This is a genomic window from Oscillospiraceae bacterium, assembly GCA_009780275.1.
Lineage (GTDB): Bacteria > Bacillota > Clostridia > Oscillospirales > UBA929 > WRAI01.
Genome location: WRAI01000035.1, coordinates 1 through 26,194, shown reverse-complemented (window position 1 = coordinate 26,194; position 26,194 = coordinate 1). Strand labels below are relative to the sequence as shown.

Below are 26,194 nucleotides of genomic sequence, written 5' to 3'. Positions count from 1 at the left end.
TGTGTGACGACAGTCATGCGGCGTATGTTGGATATTCGCCGCTTGCATGATGTCGCGCCACAGTTTGCGATAGGTTGTGCTGCCGCATTGTCTGCCATTATGAGAAAACAAAAATTCGCCGTCTTCTTGCATTCGCGCCTCGACGATATGGCAGATTTTCGAGTGGATAGGCACGACCCGATTTTTACCCGCTGTGGTTTTCGTGCCGCCTGTCATCGTGCCGTTGTCGAGATTGACATTTGCTTTTCGCAAGTCGAGCATCTCGGAAATACGAAAACCAGTATACAGCAAGAACAGCACGGAGTCAACCCACGGCTGGCTTTGTATTACCCAAATTGCGGTGATTTCGTCACTCGAAAACGGCTCTCGACTTGTTTCGGCAACAGCAGTCGCGGAGGTCAGCAAAGTACCATAGTTTTTGCTTGTGATGTCTAGCTCTAACGCAAACTTGCCCATGTTACGCCAAAAAACCTTGATGGCGTTCTGCGTGGCATAACCGCACCCGCTATTGTCGATGGTGTCCTGCATATGGTACGCTTTGATGTCGATATATTTCGCGTTGTAGTGTGCCTTACAATGGTTGTACGCCGTTTTCATCATGTCGTGCGTAGATTTTGGTTTGGTAGCTTTTCTTTCTTGCCACAGGGCGAATAAATCGGCAAGCGTGATTTTGGACTTTTCCACGTCCCACGGTGCGTTGTTGAATTGCGCGAGTAAAATCATACCCTCCTCTCGCGTGGTGACATAGGCTAACGTCTGATAAATCGGGTGCTTCTTCTCGTTAAAGCCTACTGTTTTTCGGACTTGATAGGGTCGGCGGCGGTTGCCGTGTAGCTTGATGACCGACCCGTAACCGTTCGGATTTCTCATGTTCTCTTGAACCTCCAATTTCGTAAAATTGTCAGTTTCAAAAGCCATGATTATCATAACAAAATGCCGACCATCGCGCAAGGATGACTCGACGATTTAACAAGTAAGCGGATTGTGTCCTTTAATCGATGCCGAGCAGGCGTGCCGCGATAATCTTGTGCGGCGAGGTGGCTTTGCTGCCTCATAGACGCAAGATTATTTGCGAAAAAGCACGCCGTCCGCGAGGCTCAGACAAACACACATTTTTGAAAAAATGTCAAGGGTGGCTTGTTGAAAAACTTGTTCGCGCAAAACAGCAAAAATAGGGCTTGCACTAAATGGCAAGCAATGCACCTGGCAAGCCACCTGCACGAAAAGCGGAAAATCCCAACTGGGATTTTCCGCTTTTCTGCTTGCCGGGGTTGCTCCCCGGACCCGCTACTTCGGGACAATTTGTCCCGAAGTTCAGTCGCGCCCAAGGGCTTATTTTTGCGCGGCGGCGGATGTGAGGTTTTGGACTTTTTTGTTCTCGGTGTGAGTGTGAAGTTTTGATTTTTTATGACGAGCGCAGGTGTGATGTTCGCGAGATTTTTCGTCAGATTTGGCAGTCAGTGCGAAAATAATTTCGATTTATTTTTGAGATTTGCGGTTGGCATAAAAACACAAAACCCACTGAATAAGATAACACTCCGTTATCTTATTCAGTGGGTGTGCAGGGGTTCAAAGGGGGTGCAGCCACCTTTGAGTGTTGATAATGTAGCTACTTACGATGTGGCGTTCATGCGGGGCAAAGCTATGCCATATGCTTATTTGGCGCCTTGTTTTTCTGCAATAATCAACGCCCAATTTTTCATTAACTCTTTTATCTTTTCTACTGCTTCGGCATCGGGGGTTGACCATTGAATCACGGAAGAACAAACATCTTCAAAATTCTTTCCGTAAACGACTTTATTTCCACCTCTTGGCCAGTCAGCACAACCACACTCACCCTCACATATCCGAACACTCTGATGAACAAAGTCGATTAAATCGCTGTCTAATGGAAAGTTCTCGTTTTCGTTGAGAGGGTAATTAAAAATACCCCAATAACCGTCGGGAAAATTTTCGCTGTGCGGAGCAATAATAACGAGAAAAGTAATCTCGCCCATATAATAAAAATCGATAGTGTCGTTTATCTCGATGTTATATCCTATCGTAATCATAGAATTAACAAAATCGAGTGCATTTTCCAACGCTTTGCCCGTTAAGTTGTTATTCATGATACTTTCAAGTTTTTGACGTTTACATTCTGACATATTCTTTAATCCTCCCACAAATATAAAATTTCGTTATTGCCTGATACGCCATCGGCGTGGTCGATTTTGTTTATTCGCCACCCTACAACTCCGTCACGCGCAACGACTCCACCGTTACCGTTGAACTATCAAACGCCCCAACAGAAACTGCCGACGCTAAATTGTATTCGGGGTTTTTTGCAAATGCGGCGATATATTTTTCATTTGCGTCAAAGTGCTGTATTTCGCCGTTGATTTTAATAATCATTGCCTGTTTGTCAATAATCCACTCAATATCAATAAACTCGCCGGGCGAAAAAGCAATCATATTGTAAAAGCTAACCTCGCCGTCAACCAAATCATTTACCGCCATCATGCCGGGCAGATATTTATGATTGAGCATTATTCGGCCATCGGCAAACGAAAGCACAATATCATGACTGTCTGTTGCTGCCCGCATCTCAACTTTCAATGGCGCAATAAATTTCTGCAGCGTTGTCATTTTATCAAGCCCCGCCGATTTAACCGTAAGCAAGCCATTCGTATAGCTAACTTCGGGGTTATCATTTGCCACAAGTGTTGCCAAATCAATTTTTGTTACTTTGCCGTTTGCCTCTGCCGTGGCAATGCTCGAAAGTATAGCGTCTTTTTCTGCGTTCGTATAAGTTTTAATTTCCTTGATAGGAATCATCAACTCCAAGAACTGAAACCCGAGTTTGTTATTGTAGCCGTGTTTCAACCCGTGCCTGTTGAACATATTGATATATTCGTGCATAATCGGCCTGTTTTCGCCGCCGGCGGGTTGCCATGCGTAGTCGCCGCTAGCATTCAACCAGTCCCAAAGACCATCCTCGCCTTTACACATTGCGTACAGACCGCCATCAAACTTCATTTTTAATAACGGCGCAGGCACGTCAAGGTCATCGGGTATACTTGCCCACAGCTTGTAGCTGCCCTCCCAATGCCCCTCGTGCCAAAGTTCACCGAAAAACCGCGTATCCAGCTTAATCGTAAACAAATCAACATCATCGATAAATTTTTTCATGTGGTTTTTTACAACCATTGCCCGTTCTTGATACGGCTTATCATCTTTTGCATCAATGTCCGCGTAACTCGATACCACCACCGTCATGGGCGGCAGATATACGACACGCACATTTTGCTCATTGTATTTCGCCAAGGTTTCGCTCGCTTTGTTTAGTTGTTCCATTGGAATGTTCTCCTCTATTCTTGATATTGGAACAGACAGAGCATCCACAAGCGAAATCATGGATTTATCGTTCAAAATGTCAAGTTTCAACGACACCTCAGCTTTTTCTTGCAACTCATCAACAAAACGCGCCAAGAGCGACTTGACCGTAGATAGTGCTGTTATCTTTTCGTCAAGTTCGCTTATGTTTTGCTCGAATACTTCGATAATCGTCACTGCGTTTTGGTTGTTGAGAATGTCGCGTATCTGCTTGATTGGGATTTGCAATTTCCGCAAGATTACGATTTGTTGCAAGCGTTTGAGTGCGGCTTGGTCGTAAACTCTGTACGCATAATCGTCAATGCGTTCGCTTTCAAGCAATCCCATTTGCTCATAGTACCGCAACATTCTTGCCGAAATGCCGTAGGTTTGCGAAACTTGTCTAACCGTTTGTAGTTCCATAAGTTCAACCCTCCTTTCCTGTTCTCAATAGCAAGTATAAAGTACGACACTGTGTTCGAGTCAAGCCTTTTTTCAAAAGTTTTTATAAAAAATCCGCACTCGGATTTTACCCTCGAATGCGGGATAATATAAACTACCGACCTTACCATCGGCAAGGCGGCGCATGGCAACTAACATCGCCACCACACATCGAAATCATACCATAACACAGCGGCAAAGTCAATGTTGCGAAAGGTAGCGGGCTCCGGAGGATATATGCCCCCGCCGCCGTCCGCGAAATCGCATAGCCTGCGCGAGCCAGTCAAGGGTAACCCGCCTACGGCGGCGCGTTCCGCGCCCTTGACTGGTTCACTTGTCTATGCAGTGAAAAACGCGGCGACGGGGGATATATCCAACATGAGCCGAGGTCTGTTAAGCGGCAACTTCGGGACAATTTGTCCCGAAGTTGGGGGGGGTGCTGTTTCGGAAAGCTTGAAATGGGTGAGCGGATTCTAATTCCGCTCATCGGCAAAAACCGCCCAACTGCAAGCAGTTGGGCGGTTTAATGGCTTCTGAAACTGAGAAATAGTTTGAATTTTTGTCACTAGTAGTGTATCTAGTGCGTTGCTAATGGTCTTGATTTTGTGTTATTTTGGACTGCCTGTCGTGCCTTGAAACCTTGAATTTGCAAGCGTTTCAATGGGTTGAGCGTTTAACTTTGCTATTGCTTATTTTCTACATATTAAATCACACAGTTTAATGTGTTCAATATTTTCTAAATCATAGCCATCATAAGGTAAACTCGAACACTCTTTTGCCAGTAAAGTAAACCCCATAATTTCCAAACTCTTATATCCCAGCACATAGTAGTATTGGTCGTCAGCAAGCCTCGTAATATTCGCCAAATCATCGCCGTTAAGAGCTGCTGCGAACCCATAATCAATTACTCCGCTCTCTCCCCTCATAAATCCAAGCACAAACAATCCGCCTAGGGCATCATCATATTCGATGTACTCTAACACAATAGCGGAATCCGAGAGAAAAAGTTGCTTCACTTTGTTGAACTTTGATGTTTCGTAGACCGAAAGGCAAGAGTTATAGCCATCAATATGACGTTCAATGTTATAAAAATACTTGCCATCACTCGAAAAACAAAACCCATCGTCCTGCCCAGCATCGATTTTCGAAAAACGGAACTTTTTGATTAGTTTCATTCTATTGAGCGAATAAACAGCGAGCCGTCCTTCTGTTGTTTTAACAACAAATGTGTCATGCTCGGGACAAAACATAGCTTTATAAGCGTATGTCAAGTCCTTAAATCGAGCGATTTCGTTTCCCAAAGCATCATAAACATATACCGTTTGCCCCGTGCAACCAACAGCATATTTGTCGTTTGTTATATAGCTCCAAAAGTTCGGCATTTCTGATTACAGTCTCCTATGCACCTAATATAAATTAGCTACTTTCTCTCAACCACCCGCTTTGCCGCCGCAACAATCTCCGCCGCCGTCAAGCCAAACTTCTCTTTCAAATACCCCTCGCTGCCTACTTCACCGAACGTATCATTGACACCAACACGCTCAACGGGACAGGGGGTTGTGGCGCACACCGCCGCGCTGACGGCTTCACCTAAGCCGCCGATGATATTATGATTCTCGCATGTGACAATGGCGCCCGTTTCGCGCGCGCACGTTGCCACCATCTCGTTATCAAGCGGTTTCCAAGTAAACATATCAACGACACGTGCCGAAATGCCAATTTGCGCCAGTTCCTGCGCCGCAATGACCGCCTCGGCAACCATAATGCCGGAGGCAATGAGCGTTACGTCCGATCCTTCACGAACAAGGTTCGCTTTGCCGATTTTGAATGTCGCACCGTCTTTGTAAATCGCAGGCGTAGTCTTGCGTTTTAAGCGAATATACACCACGCCGTGCATACCGGTCAATTCATCAAAAATGCCGCGCAACATAACGCTGTCGGTCGGTTCAATGAGTGTTACGCCGGGAATGCCGCGCAGTACGGCCATGTCTTCAAAAGGCATATGCGTGCCGCCGTTGAGTGACGCGCATACGCCGGGGTCAGTGCCGACAATGCGGACGTTAGCGTTGGTGTAGGCGCAAGACAGCGCGATTTGGTCGCAGGCGCGCCGCGTGGCAAACACGCCGAAAGCATGGGTAAACGGTAATTTCCCCATTAGTGACAACCCCGCCGCAATGCCGGTCATGTTTGCCTCAGCAATGCCGCAATTGATGAATCTGTCGGGAAATTGCGCGCCGAACGCCGTATAGCCCGAAGAACCGGCACAGTCGGAATCAAGTGCCATAATGCGGTCGTCTTGCTTGGCAGACACAATAAGTTGTTGTATAAATGTTTCGCGCATGAGCGCAGGCAGACCGTCTGCCCCGAGCTCATCCTGTAACGTATCGTGTACGAATTCTAGCATAGCGGTTGCCCTCCCAGTTCTGCAAGTTGCGCCGTGAGGGCGTCAATGTCTCGTTGTATGCGCACCAGTTCGGGCTGCATACGCTCATCAGCCGGCATATGGTGGTTTTTCGCCGTTTCGGCAACGTATTGGCAGCCATTGCCTTTGATGGTATTGAGAACGATCATCGACGCGGTGTCTTGCGCCTTGGCGTTAGTGATAGCGGTGATAATCGCATCAATATCATGCCCGTCAATGACTTGCGTATGCCAGCCGAATGCGGCAAATTTTGCGCCGATGTCGAGTTGGGCAAGTACGTCGTCGGTTGTGCCATCAAGCTGTTTGCCGTTGTTGTCGACAAAAGCGATGAGATTGTTCAGCTTATGAAAGGGAGCAAATTGCGCCGCTTCCCAAATTTGACCCTCGTTGAGTTCGCCGTCGCCCAGCATGGCGTAAGTGCAAGCGTTGTTATCAAAACGTTGCCCCAATGCCAGTCCAATGGCAATCGACAACCCTTGCCCCAATGAGCCGGTGCTGACGTCAATGCCCGGCGTTTTTTTCATATCGCAATGCGATGGCAGCGATGTGCCGTTTTTATTTAATGTACCCAGCCAATCGAGCGGGAAGTAGCCTTTGAGTGCCAAAGCGGCATAGAGTGAAGGGCCGGCGTGTCCTTTGGACATAACAAAACGGTCGCGATTCGGGTCTTGCGGGTTGTTCGGTGTGATATTCATTATGCGGCCGTATAGGACGGCAAGTGTTTCGACAATCGACATCGAGCCGCCGATATGGCCGGCACCTGCCGTGACAAATGCCTGCAAGGTTTCCCGCCGTATGGTTTCGGCGAAGAGTTTGAGTTGTAGTGTTTTGAGTGTCATAGTACCTCCTGCGGCAAGCTGCCACTTGCCATCTGACAGTATAACATATAATTCGGGTGTAAGGCAAGGGGTAATTGCCGGACAGGGCACAATTTCATTGATGAGACCGAACCATAGTGTAGTGGCAACCGGGAACAGTCGCCGCTATAAATTAAATCTGCATGATTTTGCCCATGCCAAAACCACCCCTTCGGCATAGCCTAAGCTACATCAAAGGAGTGGTTGCTTATCTCTAAATGATACGTAATTACTTACACTACTGCTCGTGTCTGTATTTCGCGCTCAACAAATGATGTAATACAGGACTTGCTTATGTCCGTTACCAAAAACTCAAAGCAGTTGTATCTGCACTTTTGATAACGCTCGTTTCCGATAACAAAATCATAGCCTGCACACTTTGGACTGCAAGTATTGTGAACCAATCGTTTGCATATCCCTGCACTCTCAATGGATTGCACCATTTCCTCCGGCAATGTCTGCAAGAATTCGGGGTATTGCCCTATATGCTCTCCGTAAATACGAACGAGCACACCTTTTTTTCTGAAAAGAACGTTAGCAACAGCCCTTGGCGGCTTACCATATTTATAAGAGGCGAGATAGCCGCTTTTCTTTTCTTCAAATGTTGCCTTGCAACCGCTGTCTATTAAGCCGGTGTGTAATTCTTGAATAAATGCTTGATTGTCGGCATCCACTGCATCTAAAAATTGTTCAAAACCGATTTTTTCTTGTGCCATAACAGTTCACCTTGTCTTGCTTATTTTGCGAGTTCAAACGCTGCGGCTTTGTCGTCGATATATAGCGACACTCGTTTTGTGGTAAATTTAATGATGCAATAATTAGGGTCTGTTTCGCCGCCCGGGTAAACTTCTATAAACCAATTTTGCCAGCATTTGCTCTTTGTTTCTTGATCGGTAAGAATTTCCGTTTCGCCGATAAGGGTTATATTGTGCTCGTTCGTGTTGCAACACACGCTTGCCTTGTTATTTCTTTGAAGGTTTTTTGCCTTGTTTGAGTCAAGCGTTGTAGATAAAAAAACTTCGGAAATATTCTCGGGGTTAATAAGCGACATTGACATAACCACAGGGTACCCATTTTCGTCAACAACACCTAAATGAACGTTTGCAGTTTTTTGGATGATTTGATTTGCTCTTTCAAACAGTTTTGGATTCATAATTTGTGTCCTCCTAGATATTTAGTGTGTAGATTCATTCACATAGTACCACACGAAACACGACAACAGTATGTCCTGTTCAAAACATAAATTATCCCAAATCTTAAATCACACTATACAACAGTGACCCATAATCCGGAAACGGCCAATATTTTTTGGCAATCAGCGTTTCGAGTTCATCGGCAATCGGGCGCAGTTCGTTCATGGCGACAAAGATTTTGTCGCGGCATATCTTGGCTTGGGCGAGAATGCCTATGCCGTCGCGGTTTATGGCGATTGCGCTTTCGAGCGCCGTCAGCTTGATGAGCAATTCGCCCGACAATGCCGAAATTGTCTCTAACAACGTTTTTTCCAATGTTGAGTCAAAATTGCCGTATTGTTTTGAGCGTTCATAGAGTTTCCACAAGTCGTTCTGATAGTCGACAACGGCGGGAATGACACCGCCCTTGACCATGTCAACCATCGTCAACGCCTCAATGTTGATGGCTTTGCAATAGTCTTCTAACAGAATTTCACAGCGCGAGTGCAGCTCGGACTCACCCAAAACGTTGTGTTTAGTAAAGAGCGCGACGCTTTTTGGTGAAATAAACGCAGGCAGTGCGTCAATAGCTGTTCTTAAGTTGGACAGACCGCGTTTTTCGGCTTCGGCAGTCCACTCATCGGCGTAGTTGTTTTCGTTGAAGACAATGCGTTTGTGTGTCTTGAATGTGTTTTTGATCAATGCCGCCAAGTCACTGTTGAAGTTGCTTGATGTTTCGAGTTGGTCAGCAAATTGGCTCAAAACTTCGGCAACAACAGTGTTTAAGATAATATTCGGGCCGGCAATCGAAAATGAAGATCCGGGCATACGGAATTCAAACTTGTTGCCGGTGAAAGCGAACGGCGAAGTGCGGTTGCGGTCGGTGGTGTCCTTGGGGAAGTGTGGCAGAGCGGTGACGCCGACTTCCATCGACTGCTCGCCCCTGTCCGGACAATTGCTTCCTGACTCAATGGATTCGAGAATGTCGGTCAGTTCTTCGCCTAAGAAGATGGAAATAATGGTCGGCGGGGCTTCGTGGCCGCCCAGCCTATGGTCATTGCCGGCGTTAGCCGCTGAGAGGCGGAGCAGATCTTGATATTCGTCAATGGCTTGGATGACGGCGACCAAGAAGAGCAGAAACTGCGCGTTTTCGCGCGGCGTTTTGCCCGGGTCGAGTAGATTGACGCCGCTGTCGGTGCCGAGGGACCAGTTGTTGTGCTTGCCGCTGCCGCTCATGCCGGCAAATGGCTTTTCATGCAACAAGCAGGCCATGCCGTGAGCGTCGGCGATACTCTTCATCAGTTCCATGGCAATTTGATTATGGTCGGTGGCGATATTTGCCGTTGAGAAAATCGGCACAAGTTCATGCTGGCCCGGTGAGGCTTCGTTGTGCCGTGTCTTTGCTGTCACGCCGAGTTTCCAAAGTTCCTCGTCCAGTTCTTTCATAAACGCCGACACAGATGGCTTGATGCTGCCGAAGTAGTGGTCTTCTTTCTCTTGACCCTTAGGCGGACGCGCACCCAGCACCGTGCGCCCGGCATAGACCAAGTCAGGGCGTTGCAAGTACAGGTCTTTGTCAATCAGAAAATACTCTTGTTCCGGCCCGACATTGGGAACGACGCGTTTTGTAGCCGTGTCGCCGAAGAGACGTAGAATACGCAGGGCCTGCATATTAAGTGCTTCCATTGAGCGGAGCAGGGGCGTTTTTTTGTCCAACGCCTCGCCGGTATATGAGCAAAACGCCGTTGGGATACACAGCGTACCATCTTTGATAAAGGCGGGCGAGGTCGTGTCCCAAACCGTATAGCCGCGAGCTTCAAATGTGGCACGCAAGCCCCCCGAAGGGAAACTAGACGCGTCTGATTCCCCGTGCACAAGCTCCGAGCCGGAGAACTCCATCATCACCTTGCCGTTGCCGCAAAGTGAAATAAAGCTGTCGTGTTTTTCGGCAGTGATGCCGGTCATGGGCTGAAACCAATGTGTATAGTGCGTCACACCTTTCTCGACCGCCCAATCTTTCATGGCACCGGCCACGACATTGGCGACGTCAAGCTCCAAGTGTGTGCCCTGCTCCATCGTTTTTTTGAGGGCATTATAGATGTTTTCAGGCAGCCGCTCACGCATGACGTCATCGTTAAAGACCATGCTGCCAAAGAGTTTGGGAATATTTTTCATGGTACACACCATCCTTTCTTCACGCGCCGTACGCGATGTAGGGGCGATTATCAATCGCCCGTGGCAGTAGAAAAAAGTCGAAATATCATGGCTTAATGCGGGTGGGCGGCATTTTGCCGCCCCTACAACATCACACCACCATAAAGCCCCACAGCACACCGAATTCATCCATAAAATTACCCACCAATGCACTATAAAATGTTGTGACAAACGGGTCGATTATTCTACCATTGTCCTTGAAATGCTCGTAGCAAGCCAGCAGTTCTTCTTTGCTTGCAAACTGCACAATCAAATGTGGCGCGCTGTTGAGCGACTTGTCTTTGTTGGCAAAATCATCCCTGTCGTTGAGCATAAGTGCTTGCCCGTGGATTATCATACGAGCATGGGCGATTTGCTTGTCGTTCGCACAGCTTTCGGGGTCGTTGCGAGAATAATCGTCAAATGTAACATATTCTTCAACTTTTGTGTCAAACGCTTTCTCGTACAAGGCAATGGCGGCCTTGCAATCACCGCAGAAGTGTAAGTGTGGTATCAGCATAATTTAGACCTAGTTCCTAACGCCGCGTAACCGAATCCCAACATCCCGCAATTGCTGCTCCGTCACCTCGCAGGGTGCGTCGAGCAATAAATCCTGTGCATTGCTGTTCATTGGGAATGCCATGACTTCGCGGATATTTTCCTCACCGGCAAGCAGCATGACAATACGGTCGAGTCCCGGTGCCATGCCGGCGTGGGGTGGTGCGCCGTAATGGAAAGCGTTGTACAATGCTGCAAATTTTGATTCCAATTCTTCTTTGTTGTACCCTGCGATGGCAAAGGCTTTTTCCATAACTTCAGGCAAATGGTTTCGTACCGCACCTGACGACAATTCAATGCCGTTGCACACAATGTCATACTGCCACGCTAAAATATCGAGCGGATTTTGCGTTTCCAACGCTTGCAAACCGCCCTGCGGCATGGAAAATGGGTTGTGCGTGAACTCAATGCTACCGTCGTCAGCCAGCCCGTACATGGGGTAATCGACGACAAAGCAGAATGAGAATATATCTGTGTCAATCAGCTCCAATTGCTCACCCAGCTTTGTGCGGATTTGCCCCGCTAAGCCATCGACGGCCTTGGGTGTGTCGGCGATAAAAAAGAGCGTATCGTTGGCTTGCAGTGATAGCATTTGGCGCAATTCTGCCTGTTTGCTGTCGGACAAAAACTTGACGATTGGGCCTTTGAAGCTGCCGTCTTCCAGCACCGAAATATAGCCGAGACCTTTCATGCCGATGTCGAGCGCGGATTGCAGCATACGCTCGAAAAATGATTTAGATTGTGTACTCGCCCCTTGCGCCACAATGCCGCGGACGGGAATATCTTTAAACGGCGCGAAGTCAACGCCTTGGAAGAAGTCGGTCAAGTCCTCAATAATCAATGGGTTGCGCAAATCTGGCTTATCGGTGCCGTACTTCATCATAGCTTCGGCGTAAGAGATGCGCGGGAAGGGTGCTGAAGTGACGGGTTTGTCGCCAAACTTGGCAAACGTTTCTGTCAGCACGTTTTCGGCGATTTCAAAAACATCCTCCTGCGTGGCAAACGCCATTTCAAAGTCCAGCTGATAAAACTCGCCCGGTGAGCGATCCGCGCGAGCATCTTCATCGCGGAAACAGGGCGCGATTTGGTAGTAGCGGTCAAAGCCCGACACCATCAGTAGCTGTTTGAAAATCTGTGGTGCTTGCGGCAATGCGTAGAATTTGCCATGATGCTTGCGGCTGGGCACGAGAAAATCACGCGCGCCCTCGGGCGACGATGAAGTCAAAATAGGTGTTTGAAACTCGGTAAAACCCAGTTGTTCCATCTTTTGACGCAAAAAAGATGTCACTTGCGAGCGCAGCAAGATATTTTGTTTGACGGACGGGTTGCGCAGGTCTAAGAAACGGTGGGTAAGCCGCACTTCTTCGCGCACGGCTTGTGATTCGCGTACTTCAAACGGCAGCATACGTGTCGCTGCGCTTTGCACGATAATGTTTATCGCGTGGACTTCGACTTCGCCCGTTGCCAAGCGCGGGTTGACAGTATCTTCGGCGCGTTGTTTGACTTCGCCTTGTACCGTGATAACACTTTCACGCGAAAATTTTACGCCGTCGTCATGCAACACGACTTGCGTGATGCCGTATTGGTCGCGCAAATCGACAAACTCAACGCCGCCGTGGTCACGGATATTTTCTACCCATCCCGACAGCGTGGCAGTCTGTCCGATATGTTCAGGGCGCAACGCGCCGCAAGTGTGTGTGCGATACTTCATGGTTTCATTCCCCATGAGACAGGTCTCGCGGGGACCCCTTTCTTATTTTATCAGTGAGCGGGTCGATAATTGATGCCGGTCCCTCCGGCGAGCGTTAGGTTTCTTTCAGTTTCTCTTCCAATGCTTTTTTTGCAGCTGTCGGGTTGCCGCTGCGTCCAAGCTGCTTCATAATCTGCCCCATTAGGAATCCGAACGCCTTGGGTTTTCCGTTATGATGGTCTGTCACGGCGTCGGGGTTGGTTGCGATAACGGCCGCCACAATGCCTGCTAATGCGCCGTCGTCGCTGACCATGAGCAGCCCTTTATCGTTGATATATGTCTCGGGGTCAACGTTGTCGATAAAAACGGCCTCGATGGTTTCTTTGTACGCCTTGCGGTTGATCTTATCATCAAGAACCAGCGCAATCAGCGTTGCCAGTTTGCTTGTATCAATGTTCAAGTTTTCGGGCAATGTGTCGTGTGCGTTCATCAAACGCATAATTTCGACAACGATCAAATTCGTAGTTTCTCTTGGTTCGCAACTGTTGGCAATCAATGCTTCAAATAAATCCGATACATTGCGATGCGTCGTCAAAATATTGGCTTCGACATTTGATAGTCCGTAATCCTGTACATACCGTGCGCGCTTTTGGTGTGCCAATTCCGGCAAACTGTCGCGCAATCGTGTCATCCACGCGGCGTTGATTTCAATAGGTAATAGGTTGGGGTCGGGGAAGTAGCGGTAGTCTTGTGCGTTCTCTTTGGAACGCATGGCGTAGCTTTCGCCACGGTCGTCATCCCAACGGCGCGTCTGTTGCATGAGCTGTCCGCCGCTTTCCAAAATATCAATTTGTCGTTCGGATTCATATTCAATGGCTCGTGCAATGGCTTTGAACGAGTTGAGATTTTTCATTTCAGTGCGCACGCCAAGCTCGCCGCCAGGTCGCCGTATCGACAAATTTACGTCTACGCGCATAGAGCCTTCCTGCATCTTGCCGTCGCAAATGTCGAGATAGATCAGCGTTTCGCGCAACTGTTCCAAGTATGCTATAACCTCATCAGCGCTACGGAAATCGGGTTGCGAAACAATCTCTAAGAGAGGCACACCGGCACGATTGAAATCCATCAACGTGCGATGATTCGCGGGGTCGTGTATCAGTTTGCCGGCATCTTCTTCCATGTGTATTTGACGGATGTGAATACGCTTTTCAACGCCGTCAAGGTCGAGATCGATATGCCCGTTTTGGCAGATGGGCACGTATAATTGTGACACTTGATATGCCGCGGGCAGGTCGGGGTAAAAATAATGTTTGCGGTCAAATTGGCAGGGTGAAGTAATGTCGCAATCCAATGCCAGCCCCAGCTTGACGGCGTATTCCACTACGGCACGGTTGAGTACCGGCAACGTGCCCGGCATACCCGAACAAATGGGGCAGACGTGCGTGTTAGGGGCGCCGCCAAAGTCGTTGGGGCAGCCGCAGAAGATTTTTGTCTTGGTCGAGAGTTCGGCGTGGACTTCCAAGCCCATTACGATTTCCCAGCTCATGTTTGCCCCCCCCTAACATGAAAATCGGTGCGCTTTTGATAAACTTGCGCAGCGTTGACCAATTTCGGCTCGGAGAATGCCTCGCCAATCAACTGTAGACCAATGGGCAAGCCGTCGTGGCTAAACCCGCATGGCAGAGCAATTGCGGGCAGTCCCGCCATATTGACCGAGCAAGTAAAGACATCACCCATATACATTTTAATCGGGTCGTCAATGTTGGCACCGATTTTGTATGCAATCGAGGGCGCCACGGGCGTGAGAATAATGTCAAATTGTCCGAACAGCTTATCATAAGCGTCTTTGATGAGCGCACGGGTCTGCAATGCTCGCTTATAGTAAGCGTCATAATGGCCACTCGATAGCACAAACGAACCCAACATAATGCGCCGCTTGACTTCCAATCCGAAGCCTTCGCTGCGGGAGTTGCGATACAGGTCATGAAGATTGTCTGCATCAACTCGATGCCCGTATTTTAGGCCGTCATAGCGCGATAGATTGCTCGATGCTTCGGCGCAAGCGATGATATAGTAGGCATCAATGGCATAGTCAAGCAAGGGCATATCGAATTCCTCGACAGTCGCGCCCGCCGTTGTAAATTCTTGTATGGCAGTGCGAATGGCTTTGGCGGTATCCTCATCAAGACCATCGGAGAAGCAGTTCCGCGGCAGGCCGATCTTCACGCCATCCAACTGCTCAGACAACGAAATATCAAAGGCAAATGGCTTGTCAATGACACAGGTGCTGTCGCGTTCGTCCGGGCCGGAAATGATGGCAAGCATTGCGGCACAGTCGTTGATATCTTTGCCCAATGTGCCGATTTGGTCGAGTGATGAGGCAAAGGCAATCGCACCGTGGCGCGACACTGCGCCATATGTCGGCTTGATGCCTGTCACGCCGCAGAAAGAGCAGGGTTGGCGAATACTGCCGCCCGTATCCGAGCCGAGTGTTAGCGGTACTTCCCGTGCCGCAACGGCTGCTGCGCTTCCGCCCGAACTGCCGCCGGCCACGCGTGAGGTGTCATGCGGATTGCGCACCGCGCCGAAGACGCTGGTTTCGCTTGAACCGCCCATGGCAAATTCGTCCATATTCAGCTTACCGATGACAATCATGCCGGCTTGTTCGAGCCGCTCGACAACGGCTGCATTGTAGATTGGCACATAGCCGTCGTGCATCTTGGAGGCGCACGTTGTCGGCGTCCCTGCCGTCGAAATATTGTCTTTCAAGGCAATCGGCACACCCATCAGTGGAGAGAGAATCTCACCTGCGTCAATTTTTGCTTGAATTTCTTGTGCCCGAGCCAACGCCTTGTCGCGCATGACAGTGATAAATGCGTTGTGCGCGTTCTTTTCAGCGCGTTCAAGATAAGCAGTCACCACGTCTACAACGTTGAGCTGCTTGTTTTGCAGGGCTTTGCTTAATTGTAATGCGCTCATGTCAAACATTTTCGCCTCCACGGACGACCACAGGTCGCCCCTACAAGAAATAGTTTACTCCACCCTCAAACAGCGGCAGAAATTTATTGCCGGGTACATTTTTGCCCACATATTTGCCATAACGCTCGGTATGCGCCATTTTGCCTAAAATCTTGCCGTCGGGGCTGCATATACTTTCAATCGCCCACAGTGAGCCGTTGGGGTTGTGTGCGACGTCCATGGACGGGGTACCGTCATAATCAACGTATTGGAATGCAATCTGGCAGTTGTTCTGCAAGCGCTCCAGCGTTTGTGGCGTTGCCATAAACTGCCCTTCGCCGTGGCTGATGGGCTGAACGTACAGTTCGTTGGGGTCGACACGGCTCATCCACGGCGACAGCATGGACGCCGCACGGGCCTTGACGTAGTATGCCTGATGGTGTCCAATGGCGTTGAAAGTAAGCGTGGGGCTGTCGGCGGCCATATCAGTCACTTTGCCGTATGGCAGCAATCCGAGATTGACAAGTGCCCGGAAGCCGCTCGAAATGCCTAAAATCAAGCCGTTGCGTCGATGGATTAAGTCCTCGACGGCGTGGACAAGACGGTTGTTACGGAAGAGGGCTTCAATATACTGGCTAGAGAATCCACCGGGGAAGACAAGCATCTGCGTATTGTTAATGGCCTTCTCCAAGGCGGCAATTGATTCTTCTAACATGGCAGGCGTAAGATTGCGTACAAGTACAATTTCAGATTGTCCTCCGGCACGTTCAATCGCCATTTGTGTGTCATACTCGCCATTTGTGCCGGGGAAGGTTGGGATTATCGCCTTTGGTTTAGAATTCGGAATTCGGAATTCGGAGTTCGGAGTTTTGGGCGTGAAAGCAGGAGTTTGTGGGAGTGATTTCGAGCCATTCGGAATTTCTACATTCCACACTTGCGCCAACGGCGCGTTCCACGCTTCAATCAATTCCTCTAAGGCTACATCTTCGTCACCCAATGTCAAGCAAGGCTTGTCCTGTGTATGCCCGAGCAGCGTAAAGTCATCTAATTTCTCTGTTGCCTCAAAGACAATCGAGCCAAACTCGGGCAGATTCTTGTCGAAGTTACCGGTAAAGCCAATTTTGTTGCCAAACGCCATCTTCATGATGCCACCGTAAACGCCGTTGCGCTCACATGCCCATGCTGAATTGATTTTACCCGCGCGACAAAGTTTGGTGTATTTCGCCCAAAGTTCTTGCAGGGCAGGGTAGTTGGGTAAGCCATCACTATCAAGCGGTGTTTCAAGCAGATAGACAGGGTTATTTGCCGCTTTGAATTCGGGGCTGATAATGTGTGCCGCATTTTGAACACCAACGGCAAAACTAATCAGCGTTGACGGCACATCCAGTTCGCCGAAACTGCCCGACATCGAGTCCTTGCCGCCGATAGCCGCAATGCCCAGTCCCATTTGCGCTGCAAATGCGCCAAGCACCGCGGCAAAGGGCTTGCCCCAACGGGTCGGGCAATCACGCAGTTGCGGGAAAAATTCCTGCAATGATAAATGCACGGTGTCCAACGGTACACCTGATGCAATCAGCTTGGCCACCGATACAACGACTGCCCAAACCGAGCCGCCGAATGGGTCAGCTTCTGTCAATTCGGGATCAAACCCGTATGCCATGACAGATGCCGTTTGTGCGCCGACACTTGGGAGGAGTGCTGCCATGACTTGTGCTTCAGTCAAGGCATACTTGCCGCCAAGCGGCATCAGCACACTACCCCCGCCAACCGAGCTGTCAAACCGCTCAACCAGCCCTTTTTGCGAGCAGAAGTTGAGGTCTTGTGCTAATGCAAGCATGTAGGGCGTGACGCCCTCGGCACACTGTGCTCCCGGTGCAGCTTGCGTCGCGTCGGAGGCACCGCGCCCTACCTCAACTGCGGCATAGCGAGTCGCGCCATTGGTATCCAATAAATCGCGGCTGATATCGATAATCGTCTTGCCGCGCCATGTCATGGTCATATATCGCCGTTCGGTGACTTGCGCAACAACAGTTGCTTCAACGTTTTCGGCGTTGGCATATGCAAGCAGTTGCTCAAAATCATTTTCGGCAATCACAACTGCCATGCGTTCCTGCGATTCCGATAAGGCAAGCTCCATGCCGTTCAGCCCATCATACTTGGTTGGCACGACATCGAGATTAACCTCTATTCCATCGGCAATTTCGCCGATTGCGACAGATACGCCGCCTGCGCCGAAGTCGTTACAACGTTTAATCAAATGTGTCACATCGGGATTGCGGAAAAGGCGTTGCAGTTTACGGCCTTCGGACGCTTCACCTTTTGGAACTTCGGCGGCACAGTCGGATGCCGTGGGACCGCTTTGTGTTTCAGATGAATCTGATGCAGATGAGCCTGTGGCACCGCCAATGCCATCACGTCCGGTTTTTGCGCCAAGCAGTACAACAACATCACCAACGGCCGGATGCTCACGTCGCACCCAATCTTTGGGTGCGGCACCGACAAGAGCGCCGCATTCCAAACGCTTGGCAATGTAGCCCGGGTGGTACAGCTCTTTGGAAAAGCCTGTTGCCAAGCCGACGTGGTTGCCATATGCGCCGGAGCCTTTGGCGGCAGTAGTGGTGATTTGATATTGCGGTAATTTGCCGGGCAATGTGGAGTCCAACGGCATACGCGGGTCGCCCGAGCCGGTAATCCGCATGGCTTGATAGACATAAGACCTGCCGGACAACGGGTCGCGAATGGCACCGCCGACGCAGGTGTTCGCGCCGCCGTACGGCTCAATTTCGGTGGGATGGTTGTGTGTTTCATTTTTGAAAAATAAGAGCCAGTCTTGTTCGCCATCTTCAAATTCGGCACGCACTTGAACTGTACAAGCGTTGTTTTCCTCCGACTCATCCAGCATGGGTAGTTTGTCTTGCTTGCGCAAATGCCGCATTGATGCAGTTGCAATGTTCATTAACGTGGTGTCTCGCTTGCCGTTGACGCTCAAAAACAAGTCGTAGGCCTTGCGTACGCGCTCGTCTTGAATGTCGGCGTCATCAATAACGGTAAAAAATGTGGTATGACGGCAGTGGTCAGACCAATACGTGTCAATCACTTTCAATTCGGCCAAAGTCGGGTCGCGTTTTTCGCGTTGAAAGTGTTCTTGAATGATTGCCAAATCAGCTTGCGACATGGCAAGTCCCAGTTCTTCCGGCAGGGCATCCAACGCGGGCTTGTCCAACGCGATAAAACCCTCGATAACAGGAATATCGTCAATCGCACGATTGTTATCGTTTGTTAGGCTTGAGGGCTTATCTGCCGTAGCTTCGCGGCTATCCAGCGGGTTGATAAGATATACCTTGATGCGCTCAAAGGCTTGGTTGTCAATGCCTTGCAACGCGTACACTGTCGCTGTTTTGACAATGGGACGTTCGCCGCCGAGCAACATTTGAATACTTTGTTGATATGAGTCGGAGATAATGTCAAACTGCCCGGGCAAAGGCTCGACAAAAAGCAAACGGACATCAGACTCAAATTGTGGCAATTCATCGTTGCAACAAACATCGCACATGGGTTGACTGAGTACACTTGCCTTCACACTCGCCCAATTTTCGGCAGGCAAACCCTGTACATCATAACGGTTAAATAGCCGTACCGATAAATCGGGTAAACGCAACAAAGCGCGCAATTCGTTCTGCAACGACTGCGCGGCAACGTCATGTCCGGGGCGTTTTTCTATATAGCAACGGTGTATCATTTGTAAATCCTCTCAATCCACTGTTTTGGGCGCAACAAACATCTCATCAGTATGCTTTTGCGCATTTTGCAAAATCAACTCACGCGGCCATGCGGATTGTATCACATCATCGCGCATGGAGTTGGTGTAGTCATACGGATGGCTGCACTCCGAAACGCCTGTGACATCAAGTGTGCCAAGCTGCCCCATGCGCTTCAAGATTTTGCCCAAATCGTCTATCAGATGTACCTTTTCCTCATCTGTCAGATTTAGGCAGGACAAATCCTCCAAATAGGCGATTAGATTGCCGTCAATTTGCATATTGTTACCTCTCAACGCACGATAATCCTATCCAAAAATTATACTTGATGTTGGCCGGCTTGTCAAACTTAAACTCTCATCGGCCGCATCGGTACACCATGTTTCAGCAAATATGATTTCAATTCCTCTACGCTGTAATTTCGCTCCATACGCGGCGAGTATAACATACTGCTGATAATCGCGGCCTGTGCATCAGTTTGCGTGAATACATCCTTCAAATGTTCTGGCTTGCCCGCGCCGCCGGAAGCAATCAGCGGGATGGATAAAGCTTCCTCGGCAATTCGCATAAGTTCAAGATCGTAACCGTTATGTGTGCCGTCACAGTCAATGCTGTTGAGGCAAATTTCGCCCGCACCCAGCTCCTGCCCGCGCTGAACCCATTCGAGTGCATCCATGCCGGTGGCAACGCGTGCACCGTCGATAAAGACTTCAAAGCCGCTTGGGATTTGTTGCGTTTTTGGTACACGCTGCACTTGCGTAGACAACACAATGCACTGTGAGCCAAAGGCTTTTGCGCCGTCGTTGATGATTTGCGGATTGCGCACTGCCATCGAGTCGACGCTGATTTTTTCGGCACCGGCTTTGAGGACTTCATACATATCGTCTAAGTTGCGGATGCCGCCGCCGACTGTAAACGGGATAAATACGCGCTTTGCCACGCGCTTGATGGTTTCAATATCGGTGCGCCGTTTTTCAGCACTGGCAGTGATATCGAAGAAGATCATCTCGTCAATGCCGGCCTGATAGATTTTTTCGGCCATTACTTCCGCTGCGTCAACATCGATGTTGTCCTGGAATTTCACCCCCTTGGTGACGCGCCCGTTGATAACGTCCAAGCAGGCAATCAGTCGTTTGGTAAGCATGTTAATTGTCCCCCGATGCTATAAAATTTTGCAATAATTCCAGCCCCGCCTCGCCGCTCTTTTCAGCATGGAACTGCATACCGTAAATGTTGCTGCGGTTGACGGCTGCCGTGAATTCACCGTTATAGTCGGCAACGCCCCAAATGTCTTCTGCAAAGGCGGATTTTGCATAGTATGAGTTAACGAAGTAGAAGTAGTCCTCTTGGGTTGTATCATCGTTGAAAGTAACTTTATTCCAGCCTATCTGCGGCACCCGAACCTTGTCTGTGTCGAATTTCACAACTTGGCCTTTCAGCCAGCCAAGACATTGCGTATTCTCTTCCTCGCTATGCTCAAACAAAATCTGCATTCCCACGCAGATGCCTAAGAAAGGCGTTTTTTTGACTAAAACCAGTTCTTTCAGCGCAGCCAAAACGTCCATCTCAAAGAGCGAATCCATCGTTGCCTTGGCACTGCCAACGCCGGGCAGAATGATGTGGCTTGCACTTGTCAAATCACTGACACAACGAACAAATTCTGCCTGCTTGCCCAAGTGACTGAGCGCGTGCATGACGCTGGGCGCGTTACCTGCTTTATAGTCGATAATTTTAATCATAGAGAACCTCCAAATGTCGGTGGTGGCTGTCGTTTATGTTCGCTCATCGCATGATATCGCTCAATAATCGTCAAATCTTCGGCTGTTGCCGTGCCTTCGAACAAATATTTGTCAATTGCTGCATACGTCACGCCCATATCTTGTTCATCGGTTTGCCCGTCAAATAATCCGGCTGATGGAGCTTTGTCAATGATACGGTCGGGTGCACCCAAATGGCGCAGAAACTCGAACACTTCCGTCACCGTCAAGTCGGCAATCGGGTTGAAATCAAACGCGCCGTCACCCCACTTGGTGAAGTAGCCCATATATCGCTCACTGCGGTTGCCCGTACCGGCAACCAGTCGATTTTCGCTTGCCGCAATGGCGTTGAGTGTTGTCATACGCAAGCGCGGTGCGATGTTAATATTTGCCGTGTCTGTAACCGTTGCTGCCGCTGAAACAGCCAATAAAAATGCCTCACGCACGGGTGACAAATCGACTTGGCGCGTTTCAATATTATACTGCGCGGCAAACGTCAGTGCGTCGTCGCGATCAAGTGCGTAATTGCGCTTGGAGCCGCAAGGCATAATCGCACCGACAGTATTGTCGCAGGCCTTTTTACATAAAATGCCAACCAACGCACAATCTTTTCCGCCGCTGTTGCCGAAGACGATGCCTTGCGCGCCACTCGATTGCAACACATCACGGATAAAAGTGACACGTTGATTGACTTCCATGGCATAGTCTCTCATGCGTGATCATCGTCTTTGATAGATTTTTGCAACTTTTTCTTGACAAACATGTTCCAAAAAACCGTTAAAAACACAAATGCGCCGCAGAGAACAACGGTGCGAACGATTGCGCCGGTTAGGTCGAAGCCGCGCCCATCGGTCAGTGCAAAGATGAAGTTGACGACAAGGAACCCAAGGAAGTAGTAGCAATATTCTAAGAGTTTCATGTTAGATCTTCTCCTTTCATAGCAGCCTGCACCAACCCCACAAACAGCGGGTGCGGGTGGTTGGGACGACTTTTGAATTCGGGATGAAATTGTACGCCGACAAAGAAGCGCTTTTCAGGCAATTCGATGGCCTCGACAAGACGATTGTCGGGCGATGTGCCGGAAATGACCAGCCCGTGCGCTGTCAGCTGTGCACGGTAGTCGTTGTTGAATTCAAAACGATGGCGGTGCCGCTCTTCGATGTTGGGCATGTTGTACAGCTTGTATAACAAAGTATTCGGTTTGACTGCGCACGGATATGAACCAAGGCGCATTGTGCCGCCACTGCCAACGAGACCTTCTTGGTCTGGCATAAGATCGATGACTTTATGCGCCGTCGATTGGCAGAACTCACCCGAATGTGCGTCAAGACCGCAAGCATTTCGCGCAAACTCAATGACAGCAGCCTGCATGCCCAAGCAGATGCCTAAGAATGGAATGTCATGTTCGCGGGCGTATTGGCAGGCCCAAAGCTTGCCGTCGACGCCGCGGTCGCCGAATCCGCCGGGAATTACGATGCCGTCAACATCGTCTAAGAGCTGCCCGACAGTTTCGCGCGTAACGTCCTCGCTGTCAATCCACTTAAAGTTGATTTTTGACGAGGTGGCGAAGCCGGCGTGGTGCAGGCTCTCCATGACCGACAAGTAGGCGTCGTGCAATTGGACATATTTGCCGACGATGGCGATGGTGACTGTTGATGTCCGTGTGGCAATACGCTGTGCCATCATCTGCCATTCGACCAAATCGGGTTGCGGCGCATCAATGCCAAGCTGGCGGCAAACAACAGTGTCCAACCCGTTTTCGTGCAACAGTAACGGGACTTCGTACAGTGACGGCGCGGTGATATTTTCAATAACGCAATCGGGCTTGACATTGCAGAACAGTGCCAACTTGTCAGCGATGCCGTTGCTCAGCGGTTCGTCGGCGCGCGTTACGATAATGTTAGGCGTGATGCCTGTGGCGCGCAATTGAGCCACTGAGTGTTGTGTCGGCTTGGACTTATGCTCGCCCGAAAATTTGAGATAGGGGATGAGTGTCACATGGATAAACAGGCAGTTTTGTGCGCCTTTTTCTAATGACACTTGACGGATGGCCTCTAAAAACGGTTGGCATTCAATGTCGCCGGTCGTGCCGCCGATTTCGGTAATCAACACGTCGGCCTGACTGCTCTGCGCTTTGGCGTAAATGAAGTTTTTGATCTCTTCGGTGACGTGCGGAATGACTTGCACCGTGCCGCCCAAGTATCCGCCGGCGCGCTCACGTTCCAGCACGCGCCAATAGACTTGACCCGCTGTAAGACTGCTGAGCCGGGTTAGATTTTCGTCGATAAACCGCTCGTAGTGCCCCAAGTCGAGGTCGGTTTCGGCACCGTCGTCGGTGACAAAGACCTCGCCATGCTGAAATGGGCTCATGGTACCCGGATCGACATTCATGTAGGGATCGAGCTTTTGTGCGGCGACTTTGAGTCCACGCTGTTTGAGCAATCTGCCCAGTGACGCGGCGGTAATGCCCTTGCCTAAGCCCGATACTACGCCGCCTGTTACGAAAATGTATTTTGTCATATGTACGCCTCGTTATGAAAATATCCCTTATTATACACGGATTTCTGCAAGATGGCAAGGGGAGAAAAGGCTTTTTCTACTCCCACTCGCCAAGTCTATATCAATATTAAACATTTTTGTTTTTGTGATATTACAGATTTTGATTCCCATTATCCTCACTCTTACTGCTATTTGGGGCATGAGGATTTTTTAGTATCAAAATAGTATCACGGCAAATAGCTTTGAATAAAGAATTTGCGAATCCATCTTAACACAGATGAAATTATTTTGCAACGGCTCGAAAACGCATTGACAGTTACCTATTAAAAGGCGAACCGCCCCCTATATTATGTATATAGGAAGCGGTTCGTTTAGCTCATATGCCCATCTACTTCAGATACGTCACTTGACGACAATATGGACACTTTGAAGGATTGCCTGTTGGTATAAGCTTCCTACCGCAACGGCACCGATAATAAGTATATTTAATTCTCATTATTGAACTCCTTTCTAAAAATGTATAACATCACATTTTTAGAAAAAGCCTGCGTTTTTTACCTTTCTGGATACAGATTTCTATTGCAATTTGGAATAGACCATGATATACTTATGCTTCTGACGCAAGTATGAGGTCGTCTCATGCTTCTGTTATCCCGCAGAACACCGAGTTGTCGCTCGGTGTTTTTGCTTTTTCACGTTCTATGTGTTGTCAAAAAAAGATTCTGGATTACAGCCAAAAGCTCCTTCGAGAATGCGATTTGTTAAGCCTGCTTTAGCGTTTGAGCTTTTTAGCGAGCTCATTCTATGCAGAGAGCTTTTTCCGTAATCATCTTTGCTGACTACCCAAACTTGGTCGCGCCGGAAATTTTCGCTTACAAGTAGGGGTTGGTGTGAAGTGCAAATAAGCTGGGCGTTGTTAGGATTGCTTTCTGGATTGATAAACAATCCAATAATTTCTTTGGCCAAAGATAGATGCAACCCATTCTCTATTTCGTCGACAACAAGAACTCCTCCATGTTCTAATGTGTCAAATAGATGTGGTAATGCTGTAAATAATTTGATCGTCCCTAACGATTCATCAGCGAAAAAACGCATAGGAACCGGCTCCATTTCTATTCCATCTGTGTAAATTGCATGTTCAGTGCCAACTCCTACCGTTGTTTTCTTGGTAATAATTTCTCGGTTTTCAAAATCATCTAAGGCTATATTTTGCGAAGCCACTTCTTCTTCCTCAAAGGATATATTCAAATTTCTTATGGTCGGATCTGCCTTTTTAAGAATATTAACATACTTCTCTCTTCGAGATATAGAAAACGATTCTTTGGTTTCTGCTGGGTGAATTTTTGCAGCCGTCATGCTGATAACTTGAATATTGGTAATAGCAGAAACTACTTTGTTGGCAAACTCATTGTTAAATATAGCAGCAACGGGTAAGCACAGAGCTTCTTCATTTACAATATGTTTTGCGGATTCAAATCCTTTCAACTCTGAGCGTAAAGAGATATCCTTAAAGGATGGTGATGTTCGTTCAAGTATTTTTTCCGTTCGGCGGTATTTCTTTGTAAGTAGCTCTGAAACTATTTTTTTTCCATGAATGCAGAATGAATAGCTATAAGTAGTTTCGCCCAAATTTATAGATATTGCGAAACACGATGGCTTATCCTTATACGCAGTATCAAATGCAAATTTAGAAACAGAGCTGTCCATCCCCTTTATTTCGGGAATTGCTAAAAGCTGAGGGTTGTTCACAGCAACGCAAATAGGTGACCATTCTAATATTCGTTGAATTTCTCTTAGAATTTTACAAAAGAATGTTTTTCCAGAGCCATTTGCACCGTAGAGAACAGAAACTTTGTTTAGTGTATGGTCTCCGCGCTTAAAAGTGTTTTCCATATGCTCTTTTTTGCCCGCCTCAATGACCGTTGTAAAAGTAGCGCATTCAGCAAAAGAAGCAAAGTTTTCAGCAGATAGAGAAAGTAAAGTTGTGTTTTCCATTGTCCTATCCTCCATTTCGTTTATAATATAGCATACGCTCGCATATTTGTCAAGCAGTTATTTGCAATTATTTTTATAAAATATAAAAAAACAGCCTATAACATGGCTGTGCTTCATAAAGAAAAATTGATTTATTCATGTGTATGACGAAAAATAAAGAACAACAACATTTTGAATGATTCAATTAAATTATTGCCGATAAGATAGGGAAACCCGCCCACCGACAAATTATAATTTGAGTATGCGATTATACTCATGCCAACACACCCAAATTTTTGAGCAACCAAAAACTTGTCGCTACGAGTTGTCAAGAGATTTTTCAAAAAGTTTTGCTGTTATCTTTCATGGTGATTTCTCGTGCGCACAGTACGCGCCGGCGTTTGCTCTGCCGTTTTTGCTTGTTCTATAATCACATCAACTTGTCAATGACAATGATAAAATGCGTAAAAAAGGCAAGGAAAAAATGTAGTTTTATGGCAAGATGAAAACGTACAAGAATTAAGCGTTGGCGTCAAAGAGCGTATTCACGACATGCTGTTTTTG

The 26,194-nt window shown here is 48.4% G+C and carries 22 protein-coding genes; 1 reads left to right on the top strand and 21 read right to left on the bottom strand.

Going from position 1 to position 26,194, the window contains the following annotated elements; genetic code table 11:
• From FWE06_09490 to FWE06_09480, 3 genes are all read right to left on the bottom strand, one after another.
• Positions 1-870 (bottom strand): tyrosine-type recombinase/integrase (locus tag FWE06_09490; GenBank protein MCL2547393.1); only part of this gene is annotated, 870 nt, incomplete at its 3' end.
• 785 nt (positions 871-1,655) lie between these two features.
• On the bottom strand, positions 1,656-2,144 hold the full coding sequence (locus tag FWE06_09485; protein MCL2547392.1) for a hypothetical protein: 489 nt from the start codon (positions 2,142-2,144) through the stop codon (positions 1,656-1,658).
• 82 nt (positions 2,145-2,226) lie between these two features.
• Positions 2,227-3,774, bottom strand: coding sequence for a MerR family transcriptional regulator (locus FWE06_09480; protein ID MCL2547391.1), 1,548 nt, complete (start codon positions 3,772-3,774; stop codon positions 2,227-2,229).
• A gap of 255 nt (positions 3,775-4,029) precedes the next feature.
• Between FWE06_09480 and FWE06_09475 the strand changes: the two genes are divergently transcribed.
• Positions 4,030-4,269: a hypothetical protein gene (locus tag FWE06_09475; GenBank protein ID MCL2547390.1), complete on the top strand. Its 240-nt coding sequence runs from the start codon at positions 4,030-4,032 to the stop codon at positions 4,267-4,269.
• Between the two features lie 212 nt (positions 4,270-4,481).
• Here the strand turns inward: FWE06_09475 and FWE06_09470 are convergent, their stop codons facing one another.
• The 18 genes from FWE06_09470 to FWE06_09385 form a co-directional block, all read right to left on the bottom strand.
• Positions 4,482-5,174, bottom strand: coding sequence for a hypothetical protein (locus FWE06_09470; protein ID MCL2547389.1), 693 nt, complete (start codon positions 5,172-5,174; stop codon positions 4,482-4,484).
• A gap of 38 nt (positions 5,175-5,212) precedes the next feature.
• Positions 5,213-6,196, bottom strand: a complete 984-nt coding sequence (locus FWE06_09465) for a transketolase family protein (protein MCL2547388.1) — start codon at positions 6,194-6,196, stop codon at positions 5,213-5,215.
• Entirely contained in the window at positions 6,190-7,053 is an 864-nt protein-coding gene (locus FWE06_09460; GenBank protein ID MCL2547387.1) for a transketolase, read from the bottom strand. Before FWE06_09460 ends, FWE06_09465 begins: the two co-directional genes overlap by 7 nt.
• Positions 7,054-7,304: 251 nt before the next feature.
• Positions 7,305-7,787, bottom strand: coding sequence for a hypothetical protein (locus FWE06_09455; protein ID MCL2547386.1), 483 nt, complete (start codon positions 7,785-7,787; stop codon positions 7,305-7,307).
• Positions 7,788-7,807: 20 nt separating this feature from the next.
• Positions 7,808-8,224 (bottom strand): pyridoxamine 5'-phosphate oxidase family protein, encoded by a 417-nt coding sequence (locus FWE06_09450; protein ID MCL2547385.1) that lies wholly within the window; start codon positions 8,222-8,224, stop codon positions 7,808-7,810.
• A gap of 103 nt (positions 8,225-8,327) precedes the next feature.
• On the bottom strand, positions 8,328-10,418 hold the full coding sequence (locus FWE06_09445; protein MCL2547384.1) for a glutamine synthetase III: 2,091 nt from the start codon (positions 10,416-10,418) through the stop codon (positions 8,328-8,330).
• Between the two features lie 130 nt (positions 10,419-10,548).
• Positions 10,549-10,956: a VOC family protein gene (locus tag FWE06_09440; GenBank protein ID MCL2547383.1), complete on the bottom strand. Its 408-nt coding sequence runs from the start codon at positions 10,954-10,956 to the stop codon at positions 10,549-10,551.
• A gap of 9 nt (positions 10,957-10,965) precedes the next feature.
• Positions 10,966-12,705, bottom strand: a complete 1,740-nt coding sequence (gene aspS, locus FWE06_09435; protein MCL2547382.1) for an aspartate--tRNA ligase — start codon at positions 12,703-12,705, stop codon at positions 10,966-10,968.
• A 94-nt stretch (positions 12,706-12,799) separates the two neighbouring features.
• Positions 12,800-14,230, bottom strand: a complete 1,431-nt coding sequence (gene gatB, locus FWE06_09430) for an Asp-tRNA(Asn)/Glu-tRNA(Gln) amidotransferase subunit GatB (GenBank protein ID MCL2547381.1) — start codon at positions 14,228-14,230, stop codon at positions 12,800-12,802.
• Positions 14,227-15,672: an Asp-tRNA(Asn)/Glu-tRNA(Gln) amidotransferase subunit GatA gene (gatA, locus tag FWE06_09425; protein MCL2547380.1), complete on the bottom strand. Its 1,446-nt coding sequence runs from the start codon at positions 15,670-15,672 to the stop codon at positions 14,227-14,229. Before gatA ends, gatB begins: the two co-directional genes overlap by 4 nt.
• Before the next feature lie 31 nt (positions 15,673-15,703).
• A complete protein-coding gene (locus FWE06_09420; protein ID MCL2547379.1) occupies positions 15,704-19,381 on the bottom strand; it encodes a phosphoribosylformylglycinamidine synthase in 3,678 nt (1,225 codons plus the stop codon).
• A gap of 12 nt (positions 19,382-19,393) precedes the next feature.
• Positions 19,394-19,681, bottom strand: a complete 288-nt coding sequence (gatC, locus tag FWE06_09415) for an Asp-tRNA(Asn)/Glu-tRNA(Gln) amidotransferase subunit GatC (protein ID MCL2547378.1) — start codon at positions 19,679-19,681, stop codon at positions 19,394-19,396.
• A 68-nt stretch (positions 19,682-19,749) separates the two neighbouring features.
• Positions 19,750-20,544, bottom strand: coding sequence for an imidazole glycerol phosphate synthase subunit HisF (hisF, locus tag FWE06_09410; protein MCL2547377.1), 795 nt, complete (start codon positions 20,542-20,544; stop codon positions 19,750-19,752).
• Position 20,545: 1 nt separating this feature from the next.
• A complete protein-coding gene (gene hisH, locus FWE06_09405) occupies positions 20,546-21,139 on the bottom strand; it encodes an imidazole glycerol phosphate synthase subunit HisH (GenBank protein MCL2547376.1) in 594 nt (197 codons plus the stop codon).
• Positions 21,136-21,870, bottom strand: a complete 735-nt coding sequence (gene nadE / locus FWE06_09400; GenBank protein ID MCL2547375.1) for an NAD(+) synthase — start codon at positions 21,868-21,870, stop codon at positions 21,136-21,138. The genes hisH and nadE overlap by 4 nt, the downstream gene beginning before the upstream one ends.
• Positions 21,867-22,076, bottom strand: coding sequence for a hypothetical protein (locus FWE06_09395; GenBank protein ID MCL2547374.1), 210 nt, complete (start codon positions 22,074-22,076; stop codon positions 21,867-21,869). The genes nadE and FWE06_09395 overlap by 4 nt, the downstream gene beginning before the upstream one ends.
• Entirely contained in the window at positions 22,073-23,677 is a 1,605-nt protein-coding gene (locus FWE06_09390; GenBank protein MCL2547373.1) for a CTP synthase, read from the bottom strand. The genes FWE06_09395 and FWE06_09390 overlap by 4 nt, the downstream gene beginning before the upstream one ends.
• Before the next feature lie 678 nt (positions 23,678-24,355).
• A complete protein-coding gene (locus FWE06_09385) occupies positions 24,356-25,651 on the bottom strand; it encodes an ATP-binding protein (GenBank protein ID MCL2547372.1) in 1,296 nt (431 codons plus the stop codon).
• Between the last annotated feature and the right edge of the window lie 543 nt (positions 25,652-26,194).

Bases quoted from the DNA above. Each gene is read 5' to 3' on its own strand.
- FWE06_09485 (MCL2547392.1), bottom strand. From the start codon at position 2,144: ATGTCAGAATGTAAACGTCAAAAACTTGAAAGTATCATGAATAACAAC.
- FWE06_09480 (MCL2547391.1), bottom strand. From the start codon at position 3,774: ATGGAACTACAAACGGTTAGACAAGTTTCGCAAACCTACGGCATTTCG.
- FWE06_09475 (MCL2547390.1), top strand. From the start codon at position 4,030: ATGCCCCCGCCGCCGTCCGCGAAATCGCATAGCCTGCGCGAGCCAGTC.
- FWE06_09470 (MCL2547389.1), bottom strand. From the start codon at position 5,174: ATGCCGAACTTTTGGAGCTATATAACAAACGACAAATATGCTGTTGGT.
- FWE06_09465 (MCL2547388.1), bottom strand. From the start codon at position 6,196: ATGCTAGAATTCGTACACGATACGTTACAGGATGAGCTCGGGGCAGAC.
- FWE06_09460 (MCL2547387.1), bottom strand. From the start codon at position 7,053: ATGACACTCAAAACACTACAACTCAAACTCTTCGCCGAAACCATACGG.
- FWE06_09455 (MCL2547386.1), bottom strand. From the start codon at position 7,787: ATGGCACAAGAAAAAATCGGTTTTGAACAATTTTTAGATGCAGTGGAT.
- FWE06_09450 (MCL2547385.1), bottom strand. From the start codon at position 8,224: ATGAATCCAAAACTGTTTGAAAGAGCAAATCAAATCATCCAAAAAACT.
- FWE06_09445 (MCL2547384.1), bottom strand. From the start codon at position 10,418: ATGAAAAATATTCCCAAACTCTTTGGCAGCATGGTCTTTAACGATGAC.
- FWE06_09440 (MCL2547383.1), bottom strand. From the start codon at position 10,956: ATGCTGATACCACACTTACACTTCTGCGGTGATTGCAAGGCCGCCATT.
- aspS (MCL2547382.1), bottom strand. From the start codon at position 12,705: ATGAAGTATCGCACACACACTTGCGGCGCGTTGCGCCCTGAACATATC.
- gatB (MCL2547381.1), bottom strand. From the start codon at position 14,230: ATGAGCTGGGAAATCGTAATGGGCTTGGAAGTCCACGCCGAACTCTCG.
- gatA (MCL2547380.1), bottom strand. From the start codon at position 15,672: ATGTTTGACATGAGCGCATTACAATTAAGCAAAGCCCTGCAAAACAAG.
- FWE06_09420 (MCL2547379.1), bottom strand. From the start codon at position 19,381: ATGATACACCGTTGCTATATAGAAAAACGCCCCGGACATGACGTTGCC.
- gatC (MCL2547378.1), bottom strand. From the start codon at position 19,681: ATGCAAATTGACGGCAATCTAATCGCCTATTTGGAGGATTTGTCCTGC.
- hisF (MCL2547377.1), bottom strand. From the start codon at position 20,544: ATGCTTACCAAACGACTGATTGCCTGCTTGGACGTTATCAACGGGCGC.
- hisH (MCL2547376.1), bottom strand. From the start codon at position 21,139: ATGATTAAAATTATCGACTATAAAGCAGGTAACGCGCCCAGCGTCATG.
- nadE (MCL2547375.1), bottom strand. From the start codon at position 21,870: ATGAGAGACTATGCCATGGAAGTCAATCAACGTGTCACTTTTATCCGT.
- FWE06_09395 (MCL2547374.1), bottom strand. From the start codon at position 22,076: ATGAAACTCTTAGAATATTGCTACTACTTCCTTGGGTTCCTTGTCGTC.
- FWE06_09390 (MCL2547373.1), bottom strand. From the start codon at position 23,677: ATGACAAAATACATTTTCGTAACAGGCGGCGTAGTATCGGGCTTAGGC.
- FWE06_09385 (MCL2547372.1), bottom strand. From the start codon at position 25,651: ATGGAAAACACAACTTTACTTTCTCTATCTGCTGAAAACTTTGCTTCT.